The organism is Aldersonia kunmingensis (assembly GCF_001646865.1).
Taxonomy (GTDB): Bacteria; Actinomycetota; Actinomycetes; order Mycobacteriales; family Mycobacteriaceae; genus Aldersonia; species Aldersonia kunmingensis.
Map to the genome: position 1 here is coordinate 1 of NZ_LRRB01000166.1, position 26,914 is coordinate 26,914.

Sequence of the window (26,914 nt, forward strand, 5' to 3'; positions counted from 1 at the left end):
GCGACCGCGATCGTCGCGGCGTCGATCGGCCGGGCCCGCGCGCTGAACATGGCCATCCTCGCCGAGCGCCTGCCCGCATCGAAGGCGGTCGAGTACGGCCTGATCGCAGCGACCTATCCGGATGACGACTTCCCCACTGCCGCAGCGGCTCTTGTCGATCGCATCGCTGCCGGACCGTCGGAGGCGTTCCACCGCACCAAGGCCGCGATCAACGATGCCACCCTCACCGAGTACGACAACGCGCTCGTCCGTGAGCGCAAGGGCCAGCTCGAACTGCTCGTCACCGCGGACCACCGCGAGGGTGTGGCGGCGTTCCTCGGCAAGCGGCCGGCGAAGTTCGGCGGCAACTAGCGCGGAAGCGCCACCTTCGCGGGTGCAAAACTTCCTCCCGGGTGCGAAATTTCTTCCCCGGGAACACAATTTGCACCCGGGAAGTTCCCGCGCTCCCGCAATATCGGTGCGGTTTTGAAACTACGATCCGGCCATGCGCAGAACCTTCGTTCGCGGCGTCCTCCTCTTGTCCACCGCTTTCCTCGCCGTGGTCATGCCGGTGCAGCCCGCGTCCGGCGCACCCACGTCCTGGGCGGCCGCAGCCTGCGGCAACCGCTCACGGCCGCCGAGGTCTCGGAAATCCTCACCCTGTCCGATACCGGCACCCTGCCGAGCGACCCTAGCCTGCCACGACTAGAAACCACGGCTGCCCGACTGAATAGGATCACCGAAATCCTTGTCCACCACAAGGATTGGCGAGCTACATTCGCGCTCGGCCTCGACACCCTCGAACAAGCAGCGGTGCTGCCATTGCAGCGTACGGAGTCGTCATTCGTCGATCCCGACTACGCCCATCGACTCAGCATCGAGGTTATGAACCAGTTTCTGCTGAACGTTCACGGGGAGTTCGGTGCCGGCCACGTCGAACCGCGATGGGCACGCCACTTCGCGCTCGCGCACGACTGCAACCTGTCGCTTGGACGCGTCGCAATGGCCGGATACAACGCTCACTTCACCGTTGATATGCCCCGCGCAGTCGCTGCGATCGGTTCCCGACCGGACAACGCACGCGATTACTTCACGGTTCTCGACACGATCGGGCGCAGCACAAACGTCATCGTCGATCGAACCAAGGGAGTCTTCGGCAATGCTCTCGGTCCAGCCCTCGATGCACTGTCGGGCAACGGATTCGCCGGTGCCGGCTTCAGCGGATTCAACGTAGTCAACTTCGGCAACGGACTGGCGCTGCAGAATCCGAATCTGCGCGCCGCGGCGGAGGTCGAAATAGGGGCGCTGTGGAGTTCCCTCGATCTCGCCGTGCAAGCCGTGTAAGCCCTGCACAAACTCCCGGCGCGTTCACACCAGCGAATTGTCTTCGTGCGAGCAAAGTTTCGCCCGCACGAAGACAACTCGCTCGCGGGAAGGCACACGGATGGTCGGATACACCTGGCCGAATCCGGAGCAGCACCTCAACTCATGAGGCTTTCGATGTTGTCCAGTAGCGGGAGCATGATTTCCTGGCCGACTCGGATGACATCGGGATCCGCGATGTCGTTGAGCTCAGCAATCTTCTGGACGTATTTCGTGGTGCCATATTTCTTGAATACGATCCCCGACAAAGTTTCACCTTTGATGACCGTATGCATCTCGACTGCCATGACTATCTCCCATCCTTGTGGTTGGTGACCTGCAGGATGAGAGTGGCTTATCCGGCACAGTGCGCCATAGAGTAGGGAGCTACTCGACTTTCAATCGACAGTCACTCGCATTTCGCGGGCGGCCGCAATACCGTCAGCCCGCGGACTTGGCGCCGACCGTCTGCAGCGCGATCGCGGCATACTTGAGCGCGACTTCCTCGGGACGCAGGGTTCCCTCCGCGTGGTACCACCGCGGGATCGACTGACACATCCCTAGGAGCGCACGGGTGGTTTCGGCAGCGTCGTCGACATCGAACACGCCGGTCCGGACACCGTCCTCGATGATCCTCCGCACCAACTGCTCGATTCCCTTGCGCACCACGCGGTTACGCTCGCGGTTCTCGGGGCCGAGGTAACGCGCCTCCGACTCGATCGCCGCGAGCCGGGCTCGCGTCGTCATGCGCAAGACGATCGCCTCGATGACATTCGACAGTCGCGCGACCGGATCGTCACCGCCCTCGGCATCTGCCGCATGCGCGCGGGCCAGCACGTTGCCGGTGCTGATTTCGATCAGCGCAATGAGCAGCCCTTCTTTGTTGTCGTGGTGGTAGTAGAGGGCGGGTACGGTGACTCCGACGCGGCGGGCGATCTCGCGCACCGATGTTCCATGGAAGCCCCGCTCGTAGAACGTGTCGAGCGCCGCTTCCAGAATCGGCGTCAGCTCAAGCGGTTCCAGGCGGCGCCAGTCCGACGTCGATGCCCCGGAGGGGGCCGAATCGCTTGCAGTAGGCATGTACGCCATCCTACCTAACGATCGCTAAACGACCGCCGAGCACACCCGGTACGTTCGCCGTGCGACGTGCTTCTTACTGCAAAAGAATCAATGAGAACGTGTTCCAATTCCGGTAGGGTCGCGAACGTGATCTCAACCGTCGTATGGGGCACCGGAAATGTCGGGCGAGCCGCGATTCGCGCGGTCGCCGCCCACCCGTCACTGAGCCTGGCAGGCGTACTTGTGCACGATCCGGCGAAGGTCGGCAGAGACGCAGGCGACCTGGCCGACTGCGATGCGCAGCTCGGCGTCTTCGCCACCGATGATGTCGCTGCCGTCCTCGCCGAGCGTCCTGGCGCGCTGGTCTACGCCGCGTCGGGCGAAATCCGTCCCGACGACGCGCTCGGCGATATCGCCAAGGCCATCCGGGCCGGCGCTGTCGTCGTCACGCCATCGGTATACGCGCTCTACGACCCGACCTCCGCTCCCCAAGAGTTGCGCGAGCCGATCGAGCAGGCCATCGAGGCGGGCGGCGGGTCGCTGTTCGTCTCCGGCGTCGATCCCGGTTGGGGCAACGACATTCTCCCGCTGCTGATCAGCGGACTCGGCTCCACCGTCGATGAGATCCGCTGCCAGGAGATCTTCGACTACGCGAGCTACGACCAGCCCGATTCGGTGCGCTACCTGGTCGGCATGGGCCAGCCGATGGACTACGACCCGCCGATGGTCGCCGCCGGTGTCCCGACGATGGTCTGGGGCGGCCAGATCCGGCTGATCGCCCGCGGCCTCGGCGTCGAGGTCGACAAGATCACCGAATCCCTCGAGCGCCGCCCGCTCTCCGAGACGGTGCAGACCGCGACGATGGGCGAGTTCGAGGCCGGCACGCAGGGCGCGTTGCGGTTCGAGGTGCAGGGCATCGTGGATGGCGAAGCGCGGATCGTCATCGAGCACATCACTCGGATCCACCCCGACTGCGCGCCCGACTGGCCGCAGCCACCGGACGGACGCGACGGTGCGCATCGCGTAGTCATCTCCGGCCGCCCGAACATCGAGGTGACCGTTGTCGCCACCGATGAGGGCGGCAGCGGCGCCGCGGGTGGCAACGCGACCGCCGTGGGCCGGATCGTCAACGCGATCGACTGGCTCGTCGAGGCTCCGCCCGGCATCTACGACGCGCTCGACGTACCCCTGCGCCCGGCAACCGGCAAGCTCGCTCCAGGAAGGCAGTCCGAATGAACATCGACATCCCCGCGGGCAAGGACCCGATCACCTACGTGTGGGGCGAGATGGTGCCCGGTATCGGCCCGGCGGCGGCAAAGCTTTCGCTCGCGGTGTACTCGGACAGCACGCTCGGCTTGCGCGAGTTCGAGGCTGCGAGGCTGCGGATCGCACAGATCAACGGGTGCATCTTCTGCCAGGACTGGCGCACCGATCGGGACGGCGTGAAGGTCGAGGAGGGTTTCGACGAGGCCGTATCGCAGTGGCGCACGACTGACGCCTTCGACGACCGCACCCGGATCGCCGCGGAGTACGCGGAACGCTACGCCCTCGACCATCACGGCATTGACGACGATTTCTGGTCGCGCTTCAAGGCGCTCTACACCGAGCCCGAGATCGTCGAGTTGAGCATGTGCATCGGATCGTGGCTGTCCTTCGGGCGACTCAACCGGATCCTCGGGCTCGACACCGCATGCGCGCTGCCGAGCCACTGACACTCACACGAGGACAACTCGTCCAGCCGGCCGGGTAACTCAGCCGGCCAGCAGAACGCCGACCAGCGCCACTGTCGCAACCAGCACTGTGGAGAGTGCGGCGAGCAGCACGTAGCGACCGCCGATACGCCGCAGGACCGCCACCTTGATACCGGTGCCGAGCGCAAACATGGCCGCGGTCAGCAGCGCGGTCTGCACCGTGCTGGCACCGGTGAGGACGTGGGCAGGCACGACATCGAGGGTGCGCAGGGTGGCGCAGCCGAGGAACGCGATCACGAACAGCGGCACCAGAGCCGCCTTGTTCGAACCGGCGGCCACACCTGCACGACGACGCTGCATCGCGCCGATGGCAACCACGACGGGTGCGAGCAGCAGGACCCGGGCCAGCTTGACCGCGACGGCGACGGTGAGCGCCGTGCCGCCGATCGCGCCACCCGCGGCGACGACCTGAGCGACCTCGTGAATCGATGCGCCGGCCCACATCCCAGACTGGTCGGACGTCAGCCCGAGCATGTTGCCCAGGAGCGGGATCGCCGGGATCATCAACGTCCCGAACAGGGCTACCAGGGTTACCGCAGTGACGACATCCTTTTCGTCGGCATCGACACTTCCCTCGACTCCCGCGACGGCGGCCGCTCCGCAGATGGAGAACCCGCAGGCGATGAGGATCCGCTGTTCCCAACCGATGCCGAGCCACCGGCCGATGATCATCGTGCCCGAGATGCCGAGGGCAACCACCGCGACGACGGCGAGCAGCACCCCCGGGCCGAGGCCGACGAGGTCACCGAGCGCGAGCTGGAATCCGAGCAGCGCGACACCGACCCGCAGCAGTCGACGGCTCGCGAAACCCATGCCGGCGGACATGCTCGCGGGCAGCGGGACGATATTCGTCAGCACCGCGCCGAGGACGATCGCCACGAGCAGAGGGCTCGCGGCGGGGACAACCCATCGAATGCCGAGTGCGACGGCGGTCGCCGCCGCGCACACCGCGAGGCCGGGCGCCAGGCGAGCCACGGCCGCCGCCTCCTGGCCCCGGCGCGTGCGCGGAGCGAGCGCCGCGGTGTCGGCCGGTGCGCGATCGATCGTCGCCTGGATTGCCATGACATCCACGATCGCCTCGATCGGGTGACTCCGGTAGCCGCCAGTTCGGCATGCTGACATATCAAATTGATATGCAGTTCAGCCCAGACATATCATCTCGGCAAGATCTAGACCCCGCTCGAACTGGGCATACTCGGATTGCCAGCAGCTGGCTGCGCTCATTCGCGTCGGCTGGCAGCGGCGAGCTCGGCCTGCCGCTCCTGCTCGAGCTCGCGTTGTTCGACGAACGACTCCTCGGTGCCGGGGATCTCGGTACCGCGCAGCGAGAGGCCCTTGGTCTCGATCAGGAAGATCGACGCGACGATGCCGATCAGGCAGGCGCCGAGCATGTAGAAGGCCGGCACCAGGTTGTTGCCGGTGGCGCCGATGATCGCCTCGTTGATCGCCGACGCGGTGCCGCCGAACATCGAGGTCGCGACGTTGTAGCCGATCGCAACGCCCGCGAACCGGACGATCGTCGGGAACATGGCCGGGAACGTCGCACTGATGGTCGCCAACTGCGGCGCATAGAGCAGGCCGAGAACCGCGAACCCGATGATCGCGCCGGTCAGGCTCGTGCCGATCAGCAGATACATCGGTATCACCGCGACCACCAGCGCGGCACACGAGAACAGCCACATCGGACGGCGTCCGATTCGGTCGGACAGCATGCCGAAAAACGGCAGCGTGAAGAGCATGACGAGCTGGCCGAGCAGCGGGACGAGCAGCGCGTCGGATTCCTCCATGTTCAGCGTGGTTTGCAGGTACGTCGGCATATAGCTGAGCAGGGTGTAGTTGACGACGTTGAGGGCGATCACCAGGCCGAACAGGGTCAGAACAGGCCGGAGGAAGCGCGTGACGAGGTCCTTGAAGACACCGCCCGGGGTTTCCTCGGTCTTGTTTTCGTGCTCGAGCTCGCGGAATACCGGGGTGTCCTGCATCCGCGACCGCAGGTACATACCGATCAGGCCGAGCGGCGCGGCAACGAGGAACGGAAGCCGCCAGCCCCACGACTGCATCGAGGTGTCGTCGAGGGTGTTCACCAGCAGCAGGGCGATCGCGTTGCCGAGCGTGAAGCCGACCAGCGTGCCGACTTCGAGGAAGCTGCCGAAGAAACCACGCCGCTTGTCCGGGGCGTACTCGGCCATGAAGGTCGCCGCACCGCCGTACTCACCGCCGGCCGAAAAACCCTGCAGGATGCGGCACGCGTACAGCAGCACCGGCGCCCAGATCCCGATCGTCGCGTAACTCGGAATCACGCCGACGGCGAGTGTCGCGCTGGCCATCAGGATGATCGTCATCGCCAGCACACGCTTGCGGCCGATCTTGTCACCCAGCGGGCCCCAGAACAGGCCACCGATGGGCCGGATGAGGAACGACAGAGCAAAGCCGAGCAGGGTATAGAAAACGCCGTTGCCACCTTCGGGGAACAGGGACGCGGCGATATGTGTGGTCAGGTAGGCGTAGACCCCGTAGTCGAACCACTCAACCGCATTACCGATCGCGGACGCGCCGATTGCTCTGCGCAGAACGCTCGGTGGCACTTCCTGTGTGGTCGGCGGGACTGCGGCACGAGACATCCACTCGCTCCTGTCTGGTGGGGCGCGATCGTCGGCGAACCACGCCTCGATCGGCCCGCCCGGACAGTGGACCCGGCTACCGCGGACTGTGCGGTTGGCCGGGTCGGGCCGCGGCGAATGCACCTTGGCCCTCGCGGCGGTTACCCGTTGACAGGACTTTCAAACGATGATGCCGGTGTGTCACACAACGGAGTCGGCGGCGGATACGTCCCGCGCGGCCGTGCGTGGCTCCCACCCGGGTGGCCCGAAGGTGAAGCCCAGCTTGTCGCGCCAGCGCGACGCACCGCGTACATCGGCGATGATCGCCGCGTACTCGCGGAACTGCAGCCGCCAGATGTTGAACGTGTCGACCGGCTTGGTCAGGCCGTAGTTCGGCCGCTCGATCTCGGGTTGGAAGGTGCCGAACATCCGGTCCCAGATGATCAGGATGCCGGCATAGTTCTTGTCCAGGTAGATCTGATCGCGGCCGTGATGCACCCGGTGATGTGAAGGCGTGTTGAACACGAACTCGAATGGGCGCCACAGCTTGTCGATGTGCTCGGTGTGGACCCAGAACTGGTAGATCAGGTTGAGCGAGAAACTCGCGAACACGATCCACGGCGGAACGCCGAGCAGCGGCAGCGGCAGCCACGCGACAATCTCGCCGCTGTTGTTCCACTTCTGGCGCAGCGCGGTCGCGAAGTTGAAGTACTCGCTCGAGTGGTGCGCCTGATGGGTCGCCCAGATCAGCCGCACCCGGTGTGCCGTGCGGTGGTAGAGGTAGAACAGCAGGTCGACGCCGAACAGCGCGATCACCCACGTGTACCACGCGTCCGCGGGCAGCTGCCAGGGCGCGACGTAGGCAAAGATCGCGGCGTAGGCGAGCAGCGCGAGCGCCTTCCAGGCCGCCGTCGTGACGATCGAGACCAGGCCCATGTTGATGCTCGCGTACGAGTCGCGTGTGAGGTAGGCGCCGGGCGGCGGGCGCTGCTCATCGCCCACGGGCCTCGTGCTCATCTGCTCGGTGTGCTCGAGCTTGCGAGCGGCCGTCCACTCGATGATCAGCAGCAGCAGAAAGAACGGAATCGCGAACGCAACGGGGTCGCGCATTTGCGGCGGCAACGCGCTCAGAAAGTCGGCGATGGACCCCACCGACACCTCCTCGATCAAATCCGGCACCTCAGGGTACGCCAACGTTCCAGCACAACCCAGCACCGTTTCGGAGAGGAACGAATCAGGCGATCGGGCGCGGATCCGGCGCCTGCTGACCGTCCGGGGACGACGTTCGTGTGAAGAACGAGATCCGCCCGTTGGTCTCGAGCACGCCGACGTCGATCACGACGAAACAGCACCAACTGGAAGGCACTGAGCTCGCCGATCGTGGTTCGTCCGGTCAGCCTGCTGTTCGGAATGGACAGTCGGCGTGCACCTCGGTTAGCTTGAACCGGCGCCCGGACACGTGTCCAGGCGCTGCAGCGAGGCACGGCGATTTGGCGCCGCGTAGGGAAAGAGGCATCGTGGCCCACGAACTCCAGCCAGGACTCCGTGATCAGCTGAACCAGAGCGGTGGGGGCGGCCAGTTCCTGCTCGAGGACATCACGACCGAGCAGATCGCCCGGCGCCGCGGGATCTACGAGCCGCTTACCGAGTCGGTACGCGACATCATCGACGCCACCATTCGGACCGAGGTCGAAGAGGCCGATGTCGCGAAGGCCCGCGCGCTTGTGGACGAGGCCACGGCGCTTTTGCGCGGCAAGCAGATCGACGGCGCGTACGGGATTCGCTACACGTCCCGCGGCGAAAGCATGCCCTGGGGCAATCCGGTGATCGGTATTCGCAACCCGACCGCGCCGCCGCTTTTCGTCGAGCGCGACGAGACGGGACGGTACTGGTCCGATTTCACCCTCGGCGCGGCCTACGAGGGACCGTCGGCGCATGTGCATGGCGGCGTCCTCGCCCTGATGCTCGACCACGTGCTCGGTGAGGCGGCTAGCTTCGACGGCACGCCGTCCGTCACCGGAACCTTCGAGGTGCGTTACCTGCGCACCACTCCCCTCGGGCCGCTGCATATCGAGGCGAAGACTGAGCGGCGCGAAGCCAACAAGAAGTACGTGAACGGTCATATCTCCGACGCCAACGGCGTGACCGTCGAAGCGAGCGGTGTTTTCATCATTCCCCGCTGGGCGCGGTAGGCACGGTCATGCCGGCACACGTCGTCACGCGATTCGATATGCGCGCTCCCGGCGTATCGGACAAGCAGCGTCAGGAACTGTTCTCTCGCGCGCTCGAGCAATCAGCCTACGTGGATGAGCACGGACAGACAGCCATCATGGTGTCGGAGCATCACGGTTCGCCGGACGGCTATCTGCCTGCCCCACTACTGCTCGCGTCCGCGATCGCGGCACGGACACAACGCATTCCGATCACCGTGTCCGCACTGATCGTGAATCTCTACAACCCGCGCCGGCTCGCCGAGGACATGGCCGTTCTCGACCTGATCAGCGCCGGACGCGTCTCCTACGTGCTCGGCCTGGGTTATCGGCAGGTCGAATACGACCTGTTCGGCAGCAAATGGTCCACACGCGGCCGCGATATCGAGGCCGCAATCGAGGAGATGCTCGCCGCTTGGGCCGGAACTGACTTCGAGGCCGCCGGCGAGGCCACACGCCTCACTCCACCGCCGTTGAGCCGGCCACATCCGTTCCTCTACTACGGCGGCGCCTCCAAGGCCGCGGCGCTGCGAGCGGCCCGACTGGGCCTGAATTTTGCTCCGCAGCTTGCCGATCCAGGCTTCCGGCAGCACTACCTGGACGAGTGCGAACGGCTGGGCCGAGCTCCCGGTCATGTGCTGATCCCGCCGGCGGGCCCGGCAACGGTGTTCGCGACGCCCGATCCGGACCGCTTCTGGGCGCTGTATGGAGAGCATCTGCTCGCCGACGCCCGGGGCTACGACCAGTGGCATGGCGACATGGAATCGCATGTGCGGGACCGGTCGACGACGGTGGAGCAGCTGCGCGCGGGCGGTTCCTACCTCGTCGCGACGCCGGAGGATCTGATCGATCGCTGCCGCTCACGCGAGCTGCGGTTGATCACCAGCCACCCGTTGTGCGCCGCGATGCCCGAGGAACCCTCCTGGGAGAGCCAACGACTGCTGTGCGAGAAGGTCATTCCCGCACTGCGTTGAGCCCGGAGTGCGGTCAGACGAACGAGATGACCGCAATGGGTTCGCTTGTGGGCGCGGGCGAACCACCCGGGGGTTCGACGGTGAACATCAACTGGTTCGCCGAGCCGATGTCGCCGACGACGACCGTCGTGGTCGGACTGACGTCCTGCGCGCTCATCGTTCCGGCCGACACCGCCTGGCCGCTCTCCGATCCGAGCCACATCTGGTAGTTGGCATCCGGCGGCGGCGCAGGAACGTCCTGCATCACGAGCACGAGCGCGTCCGCCGCCTTCGAGTAATTCACCGACAGTGCGCCACCGGAGGGAAGCGACGCGGTCGTGGCCTGCACATCGGGTTCGTCGAGCACCTCCTGGGCCGTGATCTGGGCGGGCGCATCGTCATTGGTGACTGCCCGCACCGCGAACAATGCCCCCAGAGCCACAACCACCACTGCGGCGGCTGCGAGCAGAACCTGACGCATCCGCCGGGCACGCCGACGTGCCTCGAGGTCGTCCACCGGCTCGGTCTCGACTCGAGCCATCAGCTGTTCGCGCATGAGCGGCGGCGGCGCGATCGCGCCGACTCCGCTCACCGCGGCGAGCGTTTCGCGTATCAGCCGCACCTCGTCGACGAAGGCCGCCCTGGTCTCGTCGTCCGCCGCCGCGAGATCGGCTGCGACACCACGGCGTTGCGCGTCGGTCAAGGTCCCGAGCGCGTACGCATCGGCCTGGCCCAACAGTTCGTCGTTCATGACACCCCCAGGCAACGTCGGAGCCTGGTCAGGCCATCGCGAATGCGGGATTTCACTGTTGGCAATGCGACACCGAGCTGGGTCGCCACCTCCGGGTAACTGCGACCGCCGTAATACGCCAGTGCCACGGCCTCGCGCTGCACCTCGGTGAGTGAGCCGAGGCAGTTGAGCACGGCGCGTTGGTCGGACCGGCGGTCCACTTCTTCAGCGACGGTGTCGAAGGCCGCGACGACGTTGCTACGGCCATAGCGGCTGTTGCGGTCGATCGCCGCCTGCTCGGACCGGACCCGGTCCACCGCACGCCGGTGCGCAAGAGTCATCAGCCAGGACAGCACGGACCCGCGTTCCGCGTCGTATTTCGCCGCGCCGCGCCATGCCTGCAGGTAGACCTCCTGGGTTACCTCTTCGGCGTAGCCGACGTCGCGGACAACGCGCACAACCAACCCGTGCACGCGGGTGCTCGTCTGGTCGTACAGCTCGGCGAAGGCTGCCTTGTCACCGGTCGCGATCCGGGCAGGCAGCAGCTCGAGCTCGGGCCCCAATTGGGCCGTGGCCGCACGGACCTGGCCCGCCGGCACGGGGGACTTGTCCCCTGGACCCGGTTCTGGACTTGTCATGCCGACCCCCACCTCATGGGACCACGTTAGCTGTGGGCGACCCTGGTCGGCACCAAACCTTCCGTACGACGTCGACGTGACCCGAGACTGTGCATTACCGTCAGCGCCAACATGGTCGAGATTGCACTGGTCGTGCTGTTGGTGGTCGTGGTCGCCGAGGCGATCGGTTTGCTGTGGGTGTTCCGCGCGTTGCACGACGCGCGCGCCGAAGCTGAGCAGGCCCGGCTCGAGTTGACTTCGATGCGGCAAGAGGTCGAGAACAAGGCAGCGCAGCGCCTGGTCACCACCGGCCGCGAGGCAGTGAAGACGGTCTGGCAGACCGCAGACCTGGTGCGCCGCAAGGGATTGGGCGCCGCCATGCGCAACTCGATCGAAGTGCTCGCGGATTGGGCAGAGGTCGAGCGGCCCGATCTCGCACGCATGACCGTGGACGGCCGCATCGTGATTGCCTTCTCCGATATCGAGAACTCGACCGCCCTCAACGAAAAGATCGGCGACCACGCCTGGGTCCGGGTGCTGGATCGCCACGACCGGCTCGTGCGCAAGCGCGTCGAGGAGTTCGGCGGACAGGTCGTCAAGAACCAGGGCGACGGATTCATGCTCGCTTTTACCCGGCCGGCCGGGGCCGTGAATTGCTGCCTGGCAATTCAGCGCAGCCTCGCGTCCACCACGTGGAAACCCGGCACCACAATCAAGGTGCGGATCGGCGTCCACATGGGCAGTTCGGTCCGGCGCGGCGACGATCTGTTCGGCCGCAATGTAGCCATGGCCGCCCGCGTCGCGGCTCAGGCGGAGGGCACCGAGATCCTGGTCTCCGAACCGGTGCGCGACAAGCTCGCCGGCACCGACGGGCTGCTGTTCAGCGAGCCGCGCCAGGTCGAGTTCAAGGGTTTTCCGGGCGTCCACAATGTGTATTCGGTGTCGACCGCCTGACGGACGACCGCAATGGCGCTCAGGATTCGGGGTTGAGGATCGGCACCAGGTACCGCCGCGCGAACGCCTCCAACTCGGCGTCCGAGTCCATGGGAATCGTGCCGACCGGCTGCAGGATGAACGAATGCACAATGCGGCAGACGATTTCGACCCGCGCGACCTGATCGGGTAGCTCCGGGAAGAGGCCGCGTGTCGTGGCGTCGTGCAGAATCGCCACCATCGCCGCGACGGTCATGGTGAACGGCGCGCCGCCCTCGGTGGTGAGCTGCCCGAGCGCGCGCTCCGGTTCCATCGAGAGCATGCGCTGCGCGAAGGGGTGGGTCCGCCACCGATTGACCACGGCGGCAAACAGGCCGGCGACCAGGTCGTCCGCGGTATCGAAGCCTCCGGCGAACTCGGCGAGCTCGACGACGACGCGCTGTACCTCCCGCGCGGTCACCGCCTTGACGACATCGTCACGGGACCCGATCCGACGGTAGACCGTCACCCGGTCAACGGAGGCCTGCCGGGCGATGTCCTCGATCGTCGTCTTCTTGAATCCCTGCTTCTCGAACTGGACGAGTGCGGCGTCGAGTATGCGGGACTCGACCGAATCGGTACTGGTCCCGGAGTCGTTCGTCGCGGTCGTCAGGCCTTTGCTCACGCATCCACGCTAACAAGAGTCGACCCGCATGCAACAACTTCAAAGATTTGTTGCTGCAACATTGCAATGCGACTTGTTGCATTGTACGGTCGGCGCATGGCTGGGACCACTGGCGCAGCGAAGCGCCGCTACCGCTCGGAAGAACATTCGATCAACGCCCGCGACGTGCGATTCGACTTCCGCGATGTGCCGATGCACTACATCCCCGGCGAGGTCCTCGCCACCCACATCGTCAACGTCATGCACCTCGTCTTGCCCGAGGGCGAGCGCGCGATGGCGCAGTGCCTCGCGGAGGCGATGCCCTACATCGACGATGAGCGGCTCAAGGAAGAGGTCGCCGGATTCGTCGGCCAGGAGTCCATGCACGCGAGCAGCCACGCCGCCGCGCGCGAGCACCTGCAGTCGCTCGGACTGGACGTGGAGACCTATGTGAATGCGGTGTCCTGGCTCGTCGACCGCATCCTGGGCGATCACGGACTGACCGGGCGCGCAAAGCGTGCGTGGCTCAATGAGCGCCTCGGCCTGTTCGCCGGCATGGAGCATTACACCGCGGTCATCGGCGAATGGCTGCTGGAAAACCCGCGCTTCGAAGAACTCGGCATGGATCCGGCAATGATGGACCTGGTGCGCTGGCACGGCGCCGAAGAGGTCGAGCACCGCAGCGTCGTGTTCGACGCCTACATGTACATGGACGGCGGCTACGCCCGTCGTGCACGCACCGCGGTCCTGGCCAGCGCCACCCTGCTGCCGTTGTTCATCTTCTCCACCGCCTACATGTACCGCCGCGATCCCGAGCGCACGTCGGACCGCTCGTGGGTGACGCAGTTCGTCAGCGCGACCGTGCGCGGTGTCATTCCACCGGCGACGGTCTTCTTCACCGAACTTCCCCGCTACCTCAAGCCGGGGTTCCATCCATCGCAGCTCGGACCGATGGACAAGGCGCTGCGCTACCTCGCGCACTCCCCCGCCGCCCGCGTGGTCGGCCAGTGACCGGCACCGCGACGGCGGAGTACACGCCGCCCAAGGCCCTGCGGCTGGTGGGCTCCGCGATGGACGCCTACCTGAGCATCTTCGTTTCCGGGCGCTCCGCTCCCCTGCTGTCCAAGTCGAAGCCGGTGCGCCGCAGCGGGTTCGACTTCCCGGTCGTTATCGACCGGATCGAGCGGGTCGCTGAGGATGTGGCCGCCCTGACCTTGTCGTCACCGTCCGGCGGGCAGTTGCCGCGTTGGCGGCCCGGCTCGCACGTCGATGTCTTGCTGCCGTCGGGTGCCCAGCGCCAGTATTCGCTGTGCGGCAACCCGGGTGACCCCTTCCGCTACCGCATCGCGGTGCGCCGCCTGCCCGGCGGGATTGCATCCGCCGAAATCCATCGCGATCTCGAGCCTGGTGACCGGCTGAGCCTGCGCGGGCCGCGCAATGCGTTCGAATACGTTGCCGCACCGTCCTATCTGTTCATTGGCGGCGGCATCGGCATCACGCCGATCCTGCCGATGGTGCGGGCCGCGGCGTTGTCCGGCGCCCGGTGGCGGCTGATCTACCTCGGTCGCTCGCGCGCCTCGATGCCCTTCATCGACGAACTCGTCGCGATGAACCCCGACGCGGTCGCGGTGCGCCCGGACGACGAGTACGGCACTCCCGACATCGCGCAACTGCTCGACTCCGCCGAACCCGGCGCCGCCGTGTACGTCTGCGGTCCGACGCCGGTTCTCGATGCCGCAAATCGGCACGCCTTCGCGGCGAACCCGACCGGTTCGCTGCACTCCGAAAGGTTCTCGGCTGCACCGGTTCTCGATGGCCGGGAGTTCGACCTCACCCTGGCCCGCTCCGGCCGGACGATCCGCGTCGCCGCCGACGAGCCCGCCCTCGCCGCGATCCGGCGCGAGGTACCGGCCGCCGTCTACTCGTGTCAGCAGGGCTTCTGCGGCACCTGCAAGATCGCAGTGCTGTCCGGCGAGGTCGATCATCGCGGTCGCGCACTACCCGATGCCGAGCGCGCCACGCACATGCTCACCTGTGTCTCCCGCGCCGCCGGGGACTCGCTCACGCTCGATCTGTAACCGACACAGGAACGCGAAAGGAGTCCGCCCCGTTGACCCGCTATTCCCTCGAACCGGCCGACGACGTCTTCCTGCTCACAGCGCCGGAACGGTTTGTACACAAGGTCGATCTGCCGTTGCCACCCGCGCGGGTGTGGGATCTGCTCACCGGCGACGACGCCCTGTCGTCATGGTCGCGGGTCATCACAGCGGCGACCTGGACGACGCCGCGCCCGTTCGGCGTCGGCACCATTCGCGAGGTGGTGCTCGGCGGTGCGGTCCGAGTGGAGGAACGGTTCTACCGCTGGATCGAGAACGAGCGCATGACCTTCAGCGTCGATGCAGCGTCCATCCCGGGACTGCACCGATTCGCCGAAGACCTCGTGCTGCATCCCACCGCGCACGGCACCCTGCTCCAATGGACGATCGCCATCGAGGGCAACGCGCCGTTGCGCCCACTACTGCGACTGGCTCGTCCACTCACCGCGACTGTCACCGCATCCGTCGTGCACGGGATCCGAACCCGTACAACCTCCGAAGACAACCTGCACGGAAGGACCGCGCGATGAGCGCCCTACCCGAACACACCCATGTCGCCGTCGTCGGTGCCGGCTTCGCCGGCATCGGGCTCGCGATCAAGTTGCGCGAGGCCGGATTCGACGACGTCGTGGTGCTCGAGCGCGCGTCCGATATCGGTGGCACCTGGCAGGCGAACACCTACCCGGGGTGCGCGTGCGACGTCCCGTCCCAGCTCTACAGCTACTCGTTCGCGCCGAACCCGAACTGGTCTCGCACGTACGGCGAGCAGCGCGAGATTCTCCGTTATCTGCGCCACGTCGCGATCGAGAACGATGTGCTGCGCCATATTCGGCTCAACACCGAACTCGAGTCTGCGCGCTGGGACGAGGACGCCGCACTGTGGCGGCTCGAGACCTCCCGCGGCGCGATCACCGCGGACTTCGTTGTGTCTGCCATCGGCGTGTTCAACGAGGCGAAGTACCCCCAGCTTCCGGGCCTCGACACGTTCGAGGGCAAGGCCTTCCACTCCCTGCACTGGGATCACAGCTATGACCTCGCGGGCAAGCGGGTCGCGGTGATCGGAACGGGCGCATCCGCGGTCCAGTTCATTCCACAGATTCAGCCGAAGGTCGCCCAGCTAACCGTCTTTCAGCGGTCGGCGCCCTGGATCGTACCGCGCATGGATCGCTCCACAACCTCGTTGGAGCGCACGTTCCTGCGCACCGTCCCCGCGGCGGGCAAGGCTATTCGCGGGGCCTGGTACACGCTCATCGAGGGCTTCGGCCTGGTCGGGTTCGTGGACAACCGGTTCCGCCATCCATACGAAGCCTTGGGGCGCATGCAGATCCGGCGGCAGATCAGCAATCCGGAGCTGCGCCGCAAGGTCACTCCCGACTACGTGATCGGTTGTAAGCGAGCAATCTTCTCCGACGCCTACCTGCCGTCACTCGATCAGCCGAATGTCGATCTGGTGACCGACGGCATCGCCGAGATCCGCCCGCACTCGATCGTCACCCGCGAGGGCGAAGAGATCGAGGTCGACGCGATCATCTACGGCACCGGATTCCAGTCCGCCAGCGCGGCCTACGACCGGTTCTTCGGTCGCGACGGGCTCAGCATCTCCGAGTTGTACGCGAAGCGCCCGCAGAGCTACCTCGGCGCAACGATCTCGGGCTTTCCGAACTTCTTCTTTACCCTCGGGCCGTTCGGCGCCGCCGGGAACCAGTCCGCCATCTACATGATCGAGGCGCAGATCGGCTACATCGTCGACGCGCTGCGCACCATGCGTGAGCGGGAAGCCACCCGGGTCGAGGTCCGTGCCGACGTGCAGGATGCGTTCCTCGACGAGATGGAGGAGCGCAGCACGTCCACGGTGTGGCTCACCGGCGGCTGCACGAGCTACTACCAAACCCCCGACGGTGGCAACTCCGGTCTCTACCCGAACTGGAGTTTCGAATATCGGCGTCGCACAAACCAATTCGACGTCGACAACTACGAGGTGACGCTGTGATTCTCGATCGACTCAATCCGCTGCGATGGCTCGACTCCGGAGCGGACTACGACGTGCGCGGCAAGAACGTGGTCATCACCGGCGCCGGGCAGGGCATCGGCCGCGAGCTGGCGAAGGTCATGTACGCCAGAGGTGCGGCCGTCGCGGTACTCGACATCGACGAGAGCGCGGCGCGGGTCACCGCTGCCCCGTTCGGCGGTCGTGGCCTCGCCATCCGCGCGGATGTCGCGGACCGCGACGATATGGCCAAGGCGATCGCGAAGGTGGCCGAGCACTTTGGGCGCGTCGACGTAGTTGTCGCGAACGCCGGTGTCGTACCGGCGCCGTCTACCGTGCGGATGATGGACGGCGACGACTTCGACCGCGTCATCTCGATCAACCTGACCGGCGTCTTCAACACGGTGCGCCCGGCCCTCGACTCGGTCGTCGCCGTTGGTGGCCATGTCGTCGTCGTGTCTTCGTGCGCGGCGTTCGCACCGGGCATGGGCGGATCGCCGTACATGGTGAGCAAGGCCGCCGTGGAGCAGTTCGGCCGGGCGCTGCGGGTGGAACTCGCGGCCTCCGGCGCCAGCGCGGGTGTTGCGTATTTCGGTGTGGTCGACACGGCGATGACGCACGACACCCTCGACAACGACGATCTCGGCCGGGAGCTCGGCGCGACTCTGCCGTGGCCACTCAACGTCCGGATCACCCCGACACAGGCCGCGACGACAATCGCCGACGGCATCGCCCGCCGCGCCGCGCGCACAGTCGCGCCGGCCGGCTGGGAGCCGTACGCGCTGTTGCGCGGCCTGATCAACGTGGCGCTCGATGCTCGGCTCGCGGCCGACCCGGCGATGCACGATTTCGTCAACCGCCTGGAATTGCGCGGCCGCTGAGGAACAATTCCCTAGGGACGAGCGCGACCCCGCAGCACACGCTGCGGGGTCGCCTCGTTTCAGGCTCGAGTCAGTTGTCCTGATGCGCCTTCTGGCGCTCCTCGTCGGCCTTCGCCTCGGCGCGAGCCTTCTCCGCCTCGGCTTCCTTCGCCGCGGCTTCACGCTGGCTTTCCGCCTTGTCCTGCTGCGCGCGGCCCTCGCGGGTCAGGTCGTCCTGTCCGGTAATCGCGCCGGCTGCTTCCTTGACCTTGCCCTTTGCGCCTTCGACGACGCCCTTGACGGCCTCGGCAGGTCCACTGTTCTTCTCGGTCACGTGGCACATCCTTCGTATCGAAGTGTCGAGAACCTTGCACTCCAATCGGTACCCACCCGCGTCCGGCGACTAAACACGCGAGGCCGCGTCGATTGAGATTCGGCGATCGCGGCTACCCGAACTGCGTGAATGCTTCGGTAGCCAAGCAGCTGATCGAGTCCCATCTCGTATCCGGGGAAATGAAACCGGGAGAGGAAATCGCGATCCGGGTCGACCAGACGCTGACCCAGGACGCCACCGGCACCCTGGTGATGCAGGAGCTCGAGGCACTGGATCTCGACCGGGCCAAAACCGAGGTCAGCGTCCAGTACGTCGACCACAACCTCCTGCAGGCCGACGAGAAGAACGCCGAGGATCACGCGTTCCTGCGGTCGGCGTGCCGCCGGTACGGTCTGTGGTTTTCCAAAGCCGGCAACGGCGTTTCGCACCCCACGCATATGAAGCATTTCGGCAAGCCCGGGAAGACCCTGATCGGCTCGGACTCACACACTTGCGCCGGTGGGTCGTTGGGCATGCTCGCGATCGGGGTCGGTGGCCTCGAGGTCGCGAGTGGTATCGCCGGTGAGCCGCTCTACCTGCGCATGCCGGAGATCTGGGGTATGCGTCTCGAAGGTGAACTGCCTCCATGGGTTTCGGCCAAGGACGTGATCCTGGAGATGCTCCGCAGGCACGGCGTCAAGGGCGGTCTGCAGCGGATCATCGAGTACCACGGGCCTGGCCTGGCCCATCTGACCGCGATGGACCGGCACGTGATCGCCAATATGGGAGCCGAACTCGGCGCGACCACATCGGTCTTCCCCGCCGACGATGCGGTGCGCGTTTTCCTGCGCGAGCAGGACCGCGAGGACGACTTCACGGAACTGGTCGCCGAGGACGCCGACTACGACATCAGCGACGAGATCGACCTTGCCTCGCTCGAACCGCTGATCGCCAAGCCATCATCGCCGGGCAATGTCGTCCCGGTTCGCGAGGTCGCGGGCACTCCGGTGAGCCAGGTCGTGATCGGCTCGTCCGCGAATCCCGGCCTGCGCGACTTCGCCATGGCCGCCGCGATGGTAAGCGGCCGGCAATCCAGCGACGCGGTCAGCTTCGACGTCAATCCGAGCTCGCGCGAGATCTTTGCCGACCTCACCAAGATGGGCGCCACGCTCGACCTCATCTCGGCCGGTGCCCGCCTGCACCAGACCGGCTGCATGGGCTGCATCGGTATGGGCCAGGCGCCCGCGTCGGGAACAAACTCGCTGCGCACGTTTCCCCGCAACTTCCCGGGACGGTCGGGCACCAAGGAAGACTCCGTCTGGCTGTGCTCACCCGAGACTGCCGCCTCGGCCGCGCTGACCGGTGAGATCACCGATCCGCGTGACCTCGCGGACAAGCTGGAACTGGAGTATCCGAGCCTGGACCTGCCCGAGCGGGCCACGATCAACCTCGACATGCTCGTTGCACCATTGGAGCCCGACGAAGCGCAGCGTGAAGAACTCGTCAAGGGACCGAACATCTCGGCCCTGCCCGATTTCCCGCCACTGCCGGACCGGATCGAGGCGCCGGTACTTCTGAAGCTCGGCGACGACATCTCCACCGACGAGATCTCCCCCGCCGGCGCCCGCGCACTGCCGTTCCGCTCGAACATCCCCAAGCTGTCCGACTTCACCTTCACCCAGGTGCGCGAGAACTACCCGCAGCAGGCGGCCGAGATAAAGGACACGACCGGCCACATCGTCGTCGCCGGCGACAACTACGGCCAGGGCTCGTCACGCGAACATGCCGCGATCACGCCCCGCTATCTGGGCCTACACGCGGTGGTTGCGAAGTCCTTCGCCCGAATTCACTGGCAGAACCTCGCCAATTTCGGCGTGCTTGCGCTCGAGTTCGATGAACCTGGCGACTACGACCGGATCGACGAGGGCGACACGCTGGTCCTCGATCGGCTGCGCGATCTGCTGCCGGGCGACCGGCACGCACAGATTCACAATGCGACGAAGGATGAGACCTACGAACTGCATCACCGCCTGTCCGAGCGGCAGGTCGAGGCCGTGCTCGCCGGTGGGCGGATCCCGCTGCTGGCCCGCCGCCCCGATGCTGATCAGGAGAAGGTCGACGTCTGAGAGACCGACCAGTCGCTCCGCACGGACGATTCCGGCGATATTCAGCCGCTGATCTGGTTCCTTGTCGGCTCCGGATAAGGTAGAACTTGTTACAGTTCTGCAGATTGTCCCGGATAAGGAGCCCCCATGCACACCCCCATCTGCGACGAACTCGGCATCGAGTTCCCGATCTTCGCATTCACCCACTGCCGCGACGTGGTGGTCGCGGTGAGCAAGGCCGGTGGCTTCGGCGTCCTCGGCGCGGTGGGCTTCTCCCCCGAAGAGCTCGAGATCGAGCTGAACTGGATCGATGAGCACATCGGCGACCACCCGTACGGCGTCGACATCGTCATCCCGAACAAGTACGAGGGCATGGACTCGAATCTCGAGGCCGAGGATCTGACCAAGATGCTCCAGTCGATGGTCCCGCAGGAGACCCTCGACTTCGCCCGCAAGATCCTCACCGATCACAACGTCCCGGTCGCGAACGACGGCAGCGAGAACGCGTTGCAGCTCCTCGGCTGGACAGAGGCAACCGCCACCCCGCAGGTCGAGGTTGCACTGAAGCACCCGAAGGTCACACTGATCGCCAACGCGCTCGGGACCCCGCCGGCGGACATGATCAAGCACATCCACGACGCCGGCGTTAAGGTCGCGGCGCTGTGCGGCTCGCCCTACCAGGCGCGCAAGCACGCCGACGCGGGTGTCGACATCATCATTGCCCAGGGTGGCGAGGGCGGCGGACACTGCGGCGAGGTGGGCTCCATCGTGCTGTGGCCGCAGGTCGTCAAGGAGGTCGCGCCGGTTCCCGTGCTCGCGGCCGGCGGTATCGGCAGCGGCCAGCAGATCGCCGCGGCGCTTGCACTCGGCGCACAGGGCGCCTGGTCGGGCTCGCAGTGGCTGATGGTCGAAGAGGCCGAGAACACCCCCGTTCAGCAGGCCGCCTACGTCAAGGCGAGCAGCCGCGACACCGTCCGCAGCCGTTCGTTCACCGGCAAGCCGTGCCGCATGCTGAAGAACGACTGGACCGAGGCATGGGAGACCCCGGGCAACCCGGAGCCCCTCGGCATGCCGCTGCAGTACATGGTGTCCGGCATGGCCGTCGCCGCGACGCACAAGTTCCCGGACGAGACCGTCGACGTCGCGTTCAACCCGGTCGGCCAGGTCGTCGGGCAGTTCGAGAAGGTCGAGAAGACCGCCGGCGTCATCGAGCGCTGGGTGCAGGAGTACCTCGAGGCCACCGGCAACCTCGAGCAGATCAACGAGGCCGCGTCCGCCTGACGCGCACCAACAACTCGGGCCCGCACGTTCAACGTGCGGGCCCGAGTTCGTTTGGTCAGTGTTTCGGAGGCGGGCGCCGGTGTTGGTCGCCGGACGTCTCGGCATAGCGCCGCGACCAGCGATACGCGAAAACGAGCAGCCCGGCCACGACGAAAACGTGCGCGAATTTCGCCAACACCAGCATCGCCGCGACCCACTCGACACTCGACGGCATCCGATCAATCCGTCCCTCGACGAACAAGTCTTCGTATTCCAGCGTAGCTCCGGACGAAGTCGAACAGCGTCCGGCTCGGGCGCCGGACCGCAACGTAGTCCGCGATTTTCGCCCTCGCGGCAGGGCATAGTGCGACTAGCGCCTGCGGACTCGCGCCCGCACCAGGGATTCGGGTGCGTGCGTCGCCACAATGCCGGACGCGGCCATGACGAACAACGCGACCAAAGCGATCGACCATTGGATAACCATCGGCACTCCCTTCGCTTGTCCTATCTCCATCCTGATGTGATCGGTTACACACCGGCTGTGAGCGACCTGGGAGAACGCTGTGAAATATCGCCCTTCGCGATATCCCGGCCCAGATACCTGCCGATGATTGACACCTGTCCGAAACATGGGCTTTCATCATTGCTATGGCGTACGACACGGTCATCCGCAACGGCCGCTGGTTCGACGGAACCGGTGCACCGTCCGCGACCCGCAATATCGGGATCCGACAGGGCCGCGTCGTTGCGGTCTCCACGGAACCTCTCGACGAGACGGGCGTGCCCGATGTCGTCGATGCGACCGGCAAATGGGTGCTTCCCGGCTTCGTCGACATCCACACGCACTACGACGTCGAGGTGCTCGGCAGTCCGGCACTGTCGGAGTCGCTGCGCCATGGCGTAACCACGGTGCTGCTCGGCTCATGCTCGCTGTCGACAATCCACGTCGGCGCGACGACGGCTGGTGACCTGTTCGGCCGCGTCGAGGCGATCCCGCGCGAGCACGTGATCGGCACCGTCGAGGAGCACAAGACCTGGCGCAACTGTTCGGAGTACGTCACCGCGCTGGAATCGCTGCCGCTCGGGCCGAATGTGGCCGCGTTCATCGGACACTCCGATATGCGTGCCGCGACAATGGGCCTGGACCGTGCCACCCGCAAGAACGCTCGCCCCACAGAGCATGAGTTGACCCGTATGGAGTCGATGCTCGAAGAGGCGCTCGATTCCGGGTTCGTCGGAATGTCCTCCCAGCAGCTGCTTTTCGACAAGGTGGATGGCGACGTCTGCCGCTCGCGAACCTTGCCGTCAACCTATGCCCGCTCGAGCGAGATTCGCCGGCTCAATTCGATCCTGCGGCGCCGTAACCGGGTGATGCAGTCCGGCCCGGACATCACCAATCCGCTCAATATCGTTTCGCAGGTACTCAACGCGATCGGCCTGGTCCGGCCGCACCTGCGCACCAGCCTGCTCTCCGCGGCCGATATCAAGGCCAACCCGGCGGTCATCAACATCATGGGTCCGATCGCACGGTTCGTGAACCGGCTCGGCGGCGATTTCCGGTGGCAGCACCTGCCGGTGCCGTTCGAGGTCTACGCCGACGGCATCGACCTGGTGATCTTCGAGGAATTCGGCTCCGGTGCGGCCGCACTGCATCTGCAAAATGAGATTCAGCGAAATGCCTTGCTGCGCAATCAGACCTACCGTCGGCAGTTCCGCAAGGACTACGAGAACAAGTACGGACCGCGGGTGTGGCATCGCAACTTCTTCGATGCCGAGATCGTGGACTGCCCCGACGCCTCGGTGGTCGGGAAATCGTTCGGACAGGTCGGAGTCGACCGCGGCGGCATCCACCCGGTCGACGCGTTCCTCGACCTTGTGCTCGAGCACGGCACGAAACTTCGTTGGCGTACAACGATTTCCAACCACCGCCCGGAAGTGCTGAAGAAGATGGCACAGGAACCGGGGATCCAGATGGGCTTCTCCGACGCCGGAGCGCACCTGCGCAATATGGCGTTCTACAACTTCGGGCTGCGGCTGTTGCGGCACGTGCGCGACGCCGAGCGCGCCGGCACACCGTTCCTCACCACCGAGCAGGCGGTTCACCGGCTCACCGGCGAACTCGCCGACTGGTACCGCATCGACGCCGGCCATCTGCGTATCGGTGACCGCGCGGACCTGCTCGTCCTCGACCCCGAACATCTCGATGCGTCGCTCGAGAAGTACTCGGAGGCGAAGGTCGATCAGTACGGCGGCCTGTCCCGGATGGTCAACCGCAACGACGACACCGTGACCGCGGTGTACGTGAGCGGTCGTGCAGTGTTCCGTGACGGCGAGTTCGGCGAGGAGGTCGGCACCGAACGCACCGGAAGTTTCCTGCGCGCACAGGTGAAGACCGGCACTCCCACGCACAGCGGGACGCGTCATCTCACCGCAGTTCCGCAGTCCGCCTAGGAAACCCGGTGCCGAACGCCGTCGAGGACGTTGTGCTCGGCCTGTGGGCCGCGCTGTCCAAGCGCGACTGGGAGTCCATCGGGAACTTCCTGTCCGATGACTGCATCTATCTCGACGTGCCGACCGGCCCCACGCTCGCCGCGCGCGGGCCGGTCGACATCGTCAAGCGGATCAGGATCGGAATCGAGCCCCTGAGCGACTACGTCAACCAGGACGGCGTGCTTGTTGCGAATGGCGAGGACGTGCTGTACGAGCATTCCGAGACGTGGACATGGCACTCGGGCGAGGTCGCCGTCCTGCCGTTTGTCTCGGTACACAAGGTGATCGATGGCCAGATCACCGTGTGGAAGGACTACTGGGATCTCGGCGCACTCACCAATTCCGCGCCCGCGACCTGGCTGGCCGAACTCGCCGACGCGGACACCTCCTGGGTGTTCGACGCCACCGGAATGATCTGAACCGGCCGGGGATTACCCGTCCGCCGGCCCGTAGCCGAGGTGAACCACGCCGTTGTCGTAAGTGTCGTGGGCGATCAACTTCAGTTTGGTCGGATCGGCGTCGGAGTCCCAGAACTTCTCGCCGCTGCCGAGAGCGAGCGGATAAACGAAGAAGTGGAGGCCGTCGACCAGACCGTCCCGGAGTAGCGCGCGTACCAGGGTGCCGCTACCCGAGATGTAGATGTTGCCCTTCGTTTCGTCCTTCAGTCGCCGGATCGCATCCGCGTCGTACGGACCGAGGTGGGTCGAGTTGTTCCACGTCACGCTCGGTTCCTTGGAACCGACCACGTACTTCTTCGTGTCATTGAAGAAGGGCGCACCCGGATCGTCGGCGACGGTGCGGGTCGACCAGGCCGGAGCGAACATTTCGAACGTGACCCGGCCGAGGAGGATCGCCTCGGCGTCGTTGGTGAGCGCTCCGATCGCCTCTCCCATTTTCGGGTCGAATCCGTATTCGGCTGTCCACGAAGGACTTTCGAATACCCCGTCGAGGGTGATGAACTCGTGAACGGCGATGGCGCCCATGGCAATGCCCTTCCGTCGGTCGAACAGAGGCAGTGCCCGCAACCTACCAATATTTGCCGGCGCTAGCGGCGGGTACCGACGATGTGCGTGACACCGCTAGGCGCAGTCACAGACTCGAAGGCCAATCGGTCCTCCAGCCCTTCGAGTCCGTCCCACAGGCGCTCACCGCGCCCGAGCAAGATCGGCACGACGACCACATGCAGATGATCGATCAGGTCGGCGGCGAGATACTGACGGACTGTGTCCACCCCGCCGCCAATCCGAACATCCAGGTCACCCGCGGCAGCGCGCGCTTTCTCGAGCGCTTCCTCGGGCGTGGCGTCGATGAAGTGGAACGTGGTGCCGCCCTCCATTTCGAGGTCGGGGCGTGGATGGTGCGTGAGGACGAAGACCGGGGTGTGGAACGGTGGGTTCTCTCCCCACCAGCCGCGCCATTCGTGATCGGCCCATGGGCCCCGCTGCGGACCGAACTTGTTGCGCCCCATGATCTCTGCGCCAATGCCGTTCCAGTACGCAGCCGTGAAGGCGTCGTCGACGCCGGTGCCCCCACCTTCCTCGTTGCCCCGGAACGTGCGCGTGCCGATCATCCACTGGTGCAGCCGATGGTCGGCATGCCCGAACGGTTCGTCCTGGGTTTGCCCCTCGCCGGTTCCGAACCCATCGAGCGAGATGGCGAAGTTGTGCACTCTCACCTTCGACATGACGTGCCCCTTCGGAGTAAGTCGAGTGATCGTGTTTTGCAACTGCTCGACCCAGCGTAAGGTGAGTGATTGCGAAGTGCAACCACTAGGAGCGGGAAATGCGCAACGAGCCTCGATCGGGCTGCGCGATCAACGCCGCCATCGAAGTACTCGGCGATAGATGGAGCTGTATTGTGCTGCGCGACATCATCTTCGGTGGCCGGCGGCACTTCCGCGAGCTGCTCGCAAACTCGGAGGAGGGCATCGCCTCCAATATCCTGAGCAACCGGCTCAAGTCGCTCGTCGCCGCAGGGCTGCTCACCCAGGAACCCGCGCCGCGCGGGCAGCGCTCGACCTACAGCCTGACCGACGCAGGTATCGAGACCGTCCCGATCATGGCCGCGCTCGGCTCGTGGGGGCTTCGCCATCGCGAAACCAGCTACCGCCTGCGAGTCCGCGCCGAACTGCTCGAGCAGGGTGGTCCGCCAGTGTGGGCCCGATTGATGGACGAACTCCGCGAGACCCATCTCGGCATCCCGCTCCCCGACCCCGATGCACCCCGCGCCACGGAACAGCTCGCGGCCGCCTATCGCGAGGCGGTCGCCGAGTCGACACCGACCTGAGGCCCTCAACACGCACCGCTTCCCGGCTGCAAACCTTCCGAACGGGGGCGAAACTTTCCACCCACGAGGAAGGTTTGCACTCGCGGAGACACCCCAAACAACTGCAGAACTTCCGTATGGGGGCGAAAACTTCGCACTCGGGAGCGGGTTTTGCACCCGTATGCGAGGGTCCAGCAGCGAACCATCGAGTTGCTGCTCAGCCCTGTAAAACACTCCTCTCATTTCATAGACCCTTCGATGACAGTTCGTTAGAACCCGTTCCAATTTTGGGGTCTCCCTTGCTACCGTGGCGCGCAATGAGCGCCCGCTCATCGCTGCGTGAGACCACCCTTCGTGAGGAGACCCCATGCCCATCCGCGTCGCCCTTGTCGGCACCGGAAACGTCGGCCGCATAGCGCTGTCACAGCTGATCGAAGACGACCGCTTCGAGCTGACCGGGGTATGCGTGTCCACCGACGCCAAGGTGGGCAAGGACGCCGGCGAGCTGGCCGGACTCGATGTCGTCACTGGCATCACCGCGGTCAACGACCTCGATGCCGTGCTCGCCGGCAAGCCGGAATGCGTCGTCTATACGGCGATGGGCGACAACCGGCCGATCGAGGCCATGGATGACGTCCGCCGAATTCTCTCCGCGGGCATCAATGTCGCCGGTACCGCGCCCGGCATGCTGCAGTACCCGT

The 26,914-nt window shown here is 65.8% G+C and carries 29 protein-coding genes and 1 pseudogene; 18 read left to right on the forward strand and 12 right to left on the reverse strand.

Going from position 1 to position 26,914, the window contains the following annotated elements; translation table 11 throughout:
* Nucleotides 1-351 (forward strand): enoyl-CoA hydratase-related protein (locus A8G08_RS12265; protein WP_245672797.1); only part of this gene is annotated, 351 nt, incomplete at its 5' end.
* Nucleotides 352-465: 114 nt separating this feature from the next.
* Complete coding sequence (locus tag A8G08_RS27780) at nucleotides 466-1,323, forward strand: DUF5995 family protein (RefSeq protein WP_222844263.1); 858 nt, start codon at nucleotides 466-468, stop codon at nucleotides 1,321-1,323.
* Between the two features lie 137 nt (nucleotides 1,324-1,460).
* Here the strand turns inward: A8G08_RS27780 and A8G08_RS12275 are convergent, their stop codons facing one another.
* Nucleotides 1,461-1,649, reverse strand: a complete 189-nt coding sequence (locus A8G08_RS12275) for a LysM peptidoglycan-binding domain-containing protein (protein WP_068274141.1) — start codon at nucleotides 1,647-1,649, stop codon at nucleotides 1,461-1,463.
* Nucleotides 1,650-1,782: 133 nt separating this feature from the next.
* Entirely contained in the window at nucleotides 1,783-2,421 is a 639-nt protein-coding gene (locus A8G08_RS12280; protein WP_068274178.1) for a TetR/AcrR family transcriptional regulator, read from the reverse strand.
* Nucleotides 2,422-2,511: 90 nt separating this feature from the next.
* On the opposite strand from A8G08_RS12280, the gene A8G08_RS12285 reads away from it, so the two are divergent.
* Together A8G08_RS12285 and A8G08_RS12290 are read left to right on the forward strand one after the other, a co-directional pair.
* Complete coding sequence (locus A8G08_RS12285; RefSeq protein ID WP_222844264.1) at nucleotides 2,512-3,636, forward strand: NAD(P)H-dependent amine dehydrogenase family protein; 1,125 nt, start codon at nucleotides 2,512-2,514, stop codon at nucleotides 3,634-3,636.
* Nucleotides 3,633-4,112 (forward strand): carboxymuconolactone decarboxylase family protein, encoded by a 480-nt coding sequence (locus A8G08_RS12290; RefSeq protein ID WP_068274145.1) that lies wholly within the window; start codon nucleotides 3,633-3,635, stop codon nucleotides 4,110-4,112. Before A8G08_RS12285 ends, A8G08_RS12290 begins: the two co-directional genes overlap by 4 nt.
* A 39-nt stretch (nucleotides 4,113-4,151) precedes the next feature.
* On the opposite strand, the gene A8G08_RS12295 is transcribed toward A8G08_RS12290, so the two are convergent.
* The 3 genes from A8G08_RS12295 to A8G08_RS12305 form a co-directional block, all read right to left on the reverse strand.
* Nucleotides 4,152-5,213 carry a YeiH family protein gene (locus A8G08_RS12295; protein WP_068274179.1) on the reverse strand — a complete coding sequence of 354 codons (1,062 nt, stop codon included), beginning with the start codon at nucleotides 5,211-5,213 and terminating at the stop codon, nucleotides 4,152-4,154.
* A 158-nt stretch (nucleotides 5,214-5,371) separates the two neighbouring features.
* Nucleotides 5,372-6,772, reverse strand: coding sequence for an MFS transporter (locus A8G08_RS12300; protein ID WP_084436135.1), 1,401 nt, complete (start codon nucleotides 6,770-6,772; stop codon nucleotides 5,372-5,374).
* 180 nt (nucleotides 6,773-6,952) lie between these two features.
* Complete coding sequence (locus A8G08_RS12305; protein ID WP_157108540.1) at nucleotides 6,953-7,861, reverse strand: sterol desaturase family protein; 909 nt, start codon at nucleotides 7,859-7,861, stop codon at nucleotides 6,953-6,955.
* A 473-nt stretch (nucleotides 7,862-8,334) separates the two neighbouring features.
* Between A8G08_RS12305 and A8G08_RS12310 the strand changes: the two genes are divergently transcribed.
* Both A8G08_RS12310 and A8G08_RS12315 read left to right on the forward strand, forming a co-directional pair.
* Nucleotides 8,335-8,943, forward strand: coding sequence for a PaaI family thioesterase (locus tag A8G08_RS12310; RefSeq protein ID WP_084436138.1), 609 nt, complete (start codon nucleotides 8,335-8,337; stop codon nucleotides 8,941-8,943).
* A gap of 8 nt (nucleotides 8,944-8,951) precedes the next feature.
* Nucleotides 8,952-9,935 (forward strand): LLM class flavin-dependent oxidoreductase, encoded by a 984-nt coding sequence (locus A8G08_RS12315; protein WP_068274149.1) that lies wholly within the window; start codon nucleotides 8,952-8,954, stop codon nucleotides 9,933-9,935.
* Nucleotides 9,936-9,948: 13 nt separating this feature from the next.
* Here the strand turns inward: A8G08_RS12315 and A8G08_RS12320 are convergent, their stop codons facing one another.
* Together A8G08_RS12320 and sigK are read right to left on the reverse strand one after the other, a co-directional pair.
* The gene (locus tag A8G08_RS12320; RefSeq protein ID WP_068274151.1) at nucleotides 9,949-10,665 is read right to left on the reverse strand and encodes an anti-sigma factor; all 717 of its coding nucleotides are present in this window, start codon (nucleotides 10,663-10,665) and stop codon (nucleotides 9,949-9,951) included.
* Complete coding sequence (gene sigK, locus A8G08_RS12325) at nucleotides 10,662-11,282, reverse strand: ECF RNA polymerase sigma factor SigK (RefSeq protein WP_084436139.1); 621 nt, start codon at nucleotides 11,280-11,282, stop codon at nucleotides 10,662-10,664. Before sigK ends, A8G08_RS12320 begins: the two co-directional genes overlap by 4 nt.
* 93 nt (nucleotides 11,283-11,375) lie before the next feature.
* Between sigK and A8G08_RS12330 the strand changes: the two genes are divergently transcribed.
* A complete protein-coding gene (locus A8G08_RS12330) occupies nucleotides 11,376-12,215 on the forward strand; it encodes an adenylate/guanylate cyclase domain-containing protein (protein WP_068274155.1) in 840 nt (279 codons plus the stop codon).
* A gap of 19 nt (nucleotides 12,216-12,234) precedes the next feature.
* Here A8G08_RS12330 and A8G08_RS12335 read toward each other — a convergent pair whose 3' ends face one another.
* Nucleotides 12,235-12,858, reverse strand: a complete 624-nt coding sequence (locus A8G08_RS12335) for a TetR/AcrR family transcriptional regulator (RefSeq protein ID WP_245672799.1) — start codon at nucleotides 12,856-12,858, stop codon at nucleotides 12,235-12,237.
* 96 nt (nucleotides 12,859-12,954) lie between these two features.
* Here A8G08_RS12335 and A8G08_RS12340 point away from each other — a divergent pair, with 96 nt between their 5' ends.
* The 5 genes from A8G08_RS12340 to A8G08_RS12360 are packed head-to-tail and all read left to right on the forward strand — an operon-like array spanning nucleotide 12,955 to nucleotide 17,801.
* Complete coding sequence (locus A8G08_RS12340) at nucleotides 12,955-13,848, forward strand: metal-dependent hydrolase (protein ID WP_068274156.1); 894 nt, start codon at nucleotides 12,955-12,957, stop codon at nucleotides 13,846-13,848.
* A gap of 59 nt (nucleotides 13,849-13,907) precedes the next feature.
* Nucleotides 13,908-14,915, forward strand: a complete 1,008-nt coding sequence (locus A8G08_RS12345) for a PDR/VanB family oxidoreductase (RefSeq protein WP_084436140.1) — start codon at nucleotides 13,908-13,910, stop codon at nucleotides 14,913-14,915.
* A 32-nt stretch (nucleotides 14,916-14,947) separates the two neighbouring features.
* A complete protein-coding gene (locus A8G08_RS12350) occupies nucleotides 14,948-15,463 on the forward strand; it encodes an SRPBCC family protein (protein ID WP_068274160.1) in 516 nt (171 codons plus the stop codon).
* Complete coding sequence (locus tag A8G08_RS12355; protein ID WP_068274162.1) at nucleotides 15,460-16,923, forward strand: flavin-containing monooxygenase; 1,464 nt, start codon at nucleotides 15,460-15,462, stop codon at nucleotides 16,921-16,923. The genes A8G08_RS12350 and A8G08_RS12355 overlap by 4 nt, the downstream gene beginning before the upstream one ends.
* Nucleotides 16,920-17,801 carry a short-chain dehydrogenase/reductase gene (locus A8G08_RS12360; RefSeq protein ID WP_068274164.1) on the forward strand — a complete coding sequence of 294 codons (882 nt, stop codon included), beginning with the start codon at nucleotides 16,920-16,922 and terminating at the stop codon, nucleotides 17,799-17,801. The genes A8G08_RS12355 and A8G08_RS12360 overlap by 4 nt, the downstream gene beginning before the upstream one ends.
* A 70-nt stretch (nucleotides 17,802-17,871) precedes the next feature.
* Here A8G08_RS12360 and mbp1 read toward each other — a convergent pair whose 3' ends face one another.
* Complete coding sequence (gene mbp1, locus A8G08_RS12365; RefSeq protein ID WP_068274166.1) at nucleotides 17,872-18,114, reverse strand: microaggregate-binding protein 1; 243 nt, start codon at nucleotides 18,112-18,114, stop codon at nucleotides 17,872-17,874.
* A gap of 179 nt (nucleotides 18,115-18,293) precedes the next feature.
* On the opposite strand from mbp1, the gene A8G08_RS12370 reads away from it, so the two are divergent.
* On the forward strand, nucleotides 18,294-20,219 hold the full coding sequence (locus A8G08_RS12370) for an aconitate hydratase (protein WP_068274188.1): 1,926 nt from the start codon (nucleotides 18,294-18,296) through the stop codon (nucleotides 20,217-20,219).
* Nucleotides 20,220-20,345: 126 nt separating this feature from the next.
* Nucleotides 20,346-21,479, forward strand: coding sequence for a nitronate monooxygenase (locus A8G08_RS12375; RefSeq protein ID WP_068274168.1), 1,134 nt, complete (start codon nucleotides 20,346-20,348; stop codon nucleotides 21,477-21,479).
* A gap of 55 nt (nucleotides 21,480-21,534) precedes the next feature.
* Here A8G08_RS12375 and A8G08_RS12380 read toward each other — a convergent pair whose 3' ends face one another.
* Nucleotides 21,535-21,693 carry a hypothetical protein gene (locus tag A8G08_RS12380; protein WP_157108539.1) on the reverse strand — a complete coding sequence of 53 codons (159 nt, stop codon included), beginning with the start codon at nucleotides 21,691-21,693 and terminating at the stop codon, nucleotides 21,535-21,537.
* A 413-nt stretch (nucleotides 21,694-22,106) separates the two neighbouring features.
* Here A8G08_RS12380 and A8G08_RS12385 point away from each other — a divergent pair, with 413 nt between their 5' ends.
* Together A8G08_RS12385 and A8G08_RS12390 are read left to right on the forward strand one after the other, a co-directional pair.
* Nucleotides 22,107-23,909 (forward strand): N-acyl-D-amino-acid deacylase family protein, encoded by a 1,803-nt coding sequence (locus tag A8G08_RS12385; protein ID WP_068274171.1) that lies wholly within the window; start codon nucleotides 22,107-22,109, stop codon nucleotides 23,907-23,909.
* Nucleotides 23,910-23,917: 8 nt separating this feature from the next.
* Entirely contained in the window at nucleotides 23,918-24,367 is a 450-nt protein-coding gene (locus A8G08_RS12390) for a nuclear transport factor 2 family protein (protein ID WP_068274172.1), read from the forward strand.
* A 12-nt stretch (nucleotides 24,368-24,379) separates the two neighbouring features.
* Here A8G08_RS12390 and A8G08_RS12395 read toward each other — a convergent pair whose 3' ends face one another.
* Together A8G08_RS12395 and A8G08_RS12400 are read right to left on the reverse strand one after the other, a co-directional pair.
* Nucleotides 24,380-24,931: a dihydrofolate reductase family protein gene (locus A8G08_RS12395; RefSeq protein ID WP_068274175.1), complete on the reverse strand. Its 552-nt coding sequence runs from the start codon at nucleotides 24,929-24,931 to the stop codon at nucleotides 24,380-24,382.
* Nucleotides 24,932-24,993: 62 nt separating this feature from the next.
* Nucleotides 24,994-25,632: a dihydrofolate reductase family protein gene (locus A8G08_RS12400; protein ID WP_068274176.1), complete on the reverse strand. Its 639-nt coding sequence runs from the start codon at nucleotides 25,630-25,632 to the stop codon at nucleotides 24,994-24,996.
* Nucleotides 25,633-25,730: 98 nt separating this feature from the next.
* On the opposite strand from A8G08_RS12400, the gene A8G08_RS12405 reads away from it, so the two are divergent.
* Together A8G08_RS12405 and A8G08_RS12410 are read left to right on the forward strand one after the other, a co-directional pair.
* Nucleotides 25,731-26,234: a winged helix-turn-helix transcriptional regulator gene (locus tag A8G08_RS12405; protein ID WP_068274177.1), complete on the forward strand. Its 504-nt coding sequence runs from the start codon at nucleotides 25,731-25,733 to the stop codon at nucleotides 26,232-26,234.
* 346 nt (nucleotides 26,235-26,580) lie between these two features.
* Nucleotides 26,581-26,914: pseudogene (locus A8G08_RS12410) on the forward strand (diacylglycerol kinase); the annotation flags it as partial.

Bases quoted from the DNA above. Each gene is read 5' to 3' on its own strand.
- A8G08_RS12305 (WP_157108540.1), bottom strand. From the start codon at position 7,861: ATGCGCGACCCCGTTGCGTTCGCGATTCCGTTCTTTCTGCTGCTGCTG.
- A8G08_RS12320 (WP_068274151.1), bottom strand. From the start codon at position 10,665: ATGAACGACGAACTGTTGGGCCAGGCCGATGCGTACGCGCTCGGGACC.
- A8G08_RS12290 (WP_068274145.1), top strand. From the start codon at position 3,633: ATGAACATCGACATCCCCGCGGGCAAGGACCCGATCACCTACGTGTGG.
- A8G08_RS12295 (WP_068274179.1), bottom strand. From the start codon at position 5,213: ATGGCAATCCAGGCGACGATCGATCGCGCACCGGCCGACACCGCGGCG.
- A8G08_RS12355 (WP_068274162.1), top strand. From the start codon at position 15,460: ATGAGCGCCCTACCCGAACACACCCATGTCGCCGTCGTCGGTGCCGGC.
- A8G08_RS12300 (WP_084436135.1), bottom strand. From the start codon at position 6,772: ATGTCTCGTGCCGCAGTCCCGCCGACCACACAGGAAGTGCCACCGAGC.
- A8G08_RS12370 (WP_068274188.1), top strand. From the start codon at position 18,294: ATGAAACCGGGAGAGGAAATCGCGATCCGGGTCGACCAGACGCTGACC.
- A8G08_RS12285 (WP_222844264.1), top strand. From the start codon at position 2,512: ATGAGAACGTGTTCCAATTCCGGTAGGGTCGCGAACGTGATCTCAACC.
- A8G08_RS12315 (WP_068274149.1), top strand. From the start codon at position 8,952: ATGCCGGCACACGTCGTCACGCGATTCGATATGCGCGCTCCCGGCGTA.
- A8G08_RS12345 (WP_084436140.1), top strand. From the start codon at position 13,908: ATGGACGCCTACCTGAGCATCTTCGTTTCCGGGCGCTCCGCTCCCCTG.
- A8G08_RS12400 (WP_068274176.1), bottom strand. From the start codon at position 25,632: ATGTCGAAGGTGAGAGTGCACAACTTCGCCATCTCGCTCGATGGGTTC.
- A8G08_RS12340 (WP_068274156.1), top strand. From the start codon at position 12,955: ATGGCTGGGACCACTGGCGCAGCGAAGCGCCGCTACCGCTCGGAAGAA.
- A8G08_RS12385 (WP_068274171.1), top strand. From the start codon at position 22,107: ATGGCGTACGACACGGTCATCCGCAACGGCCGCTGGTTCGACGGAACC.
- sigK (WP_084436139.1), bottom strand. From the start codon at position 11,282: ATGACAAGTCCAGAACCGGGTCCAGGGGACAAGTCCCCCGTGCCGGCG.
- A8G08_RS12405 (WP_068274177.1), top strand. From the start codon at position 25,731: ATGCGCAACGAGCCTCGATCGGGCTGCGCGATCAACGCCGCCATCGAA.
- A8G08_RS12375 (WP_068274168.1), top strand. From the start codon at position 20,346: ATGCACACCCCCATCTGCGACGAACTCGGCATCGAGTTCCCGATCTTC.
- A8G08_RS12395 (WP_068274175.1), bottom strand. From the start codon at position 24,931: ATGGGCGCCATCGCCGTTCACGAGTTCATCACCCTCGACGGGGTATTC.
- A8G08_RS12380 (WP_157108539.1), bottom strand. From the start codon at position 21,693: ATGCCGTCGAGTGTCGAGTGGGTCGCGGCGATGCTGGTGTTGGCGAAA.
- A8G08_RS12280 (WP_068274178.1), bottom strand. From the start codon at position 2,421: ATGCCTACTGCAAGCGATTCGGCCCCCTCCGGGGCATCGACGTCGGAC.
- A8G08_RS12275 (WP_068274141.1), bottom strand. From the start codon at position 1,649: ATGGCAGTCGAGATGCATACGGTCATCAAAGGTGAAACTTTGTCGGGG.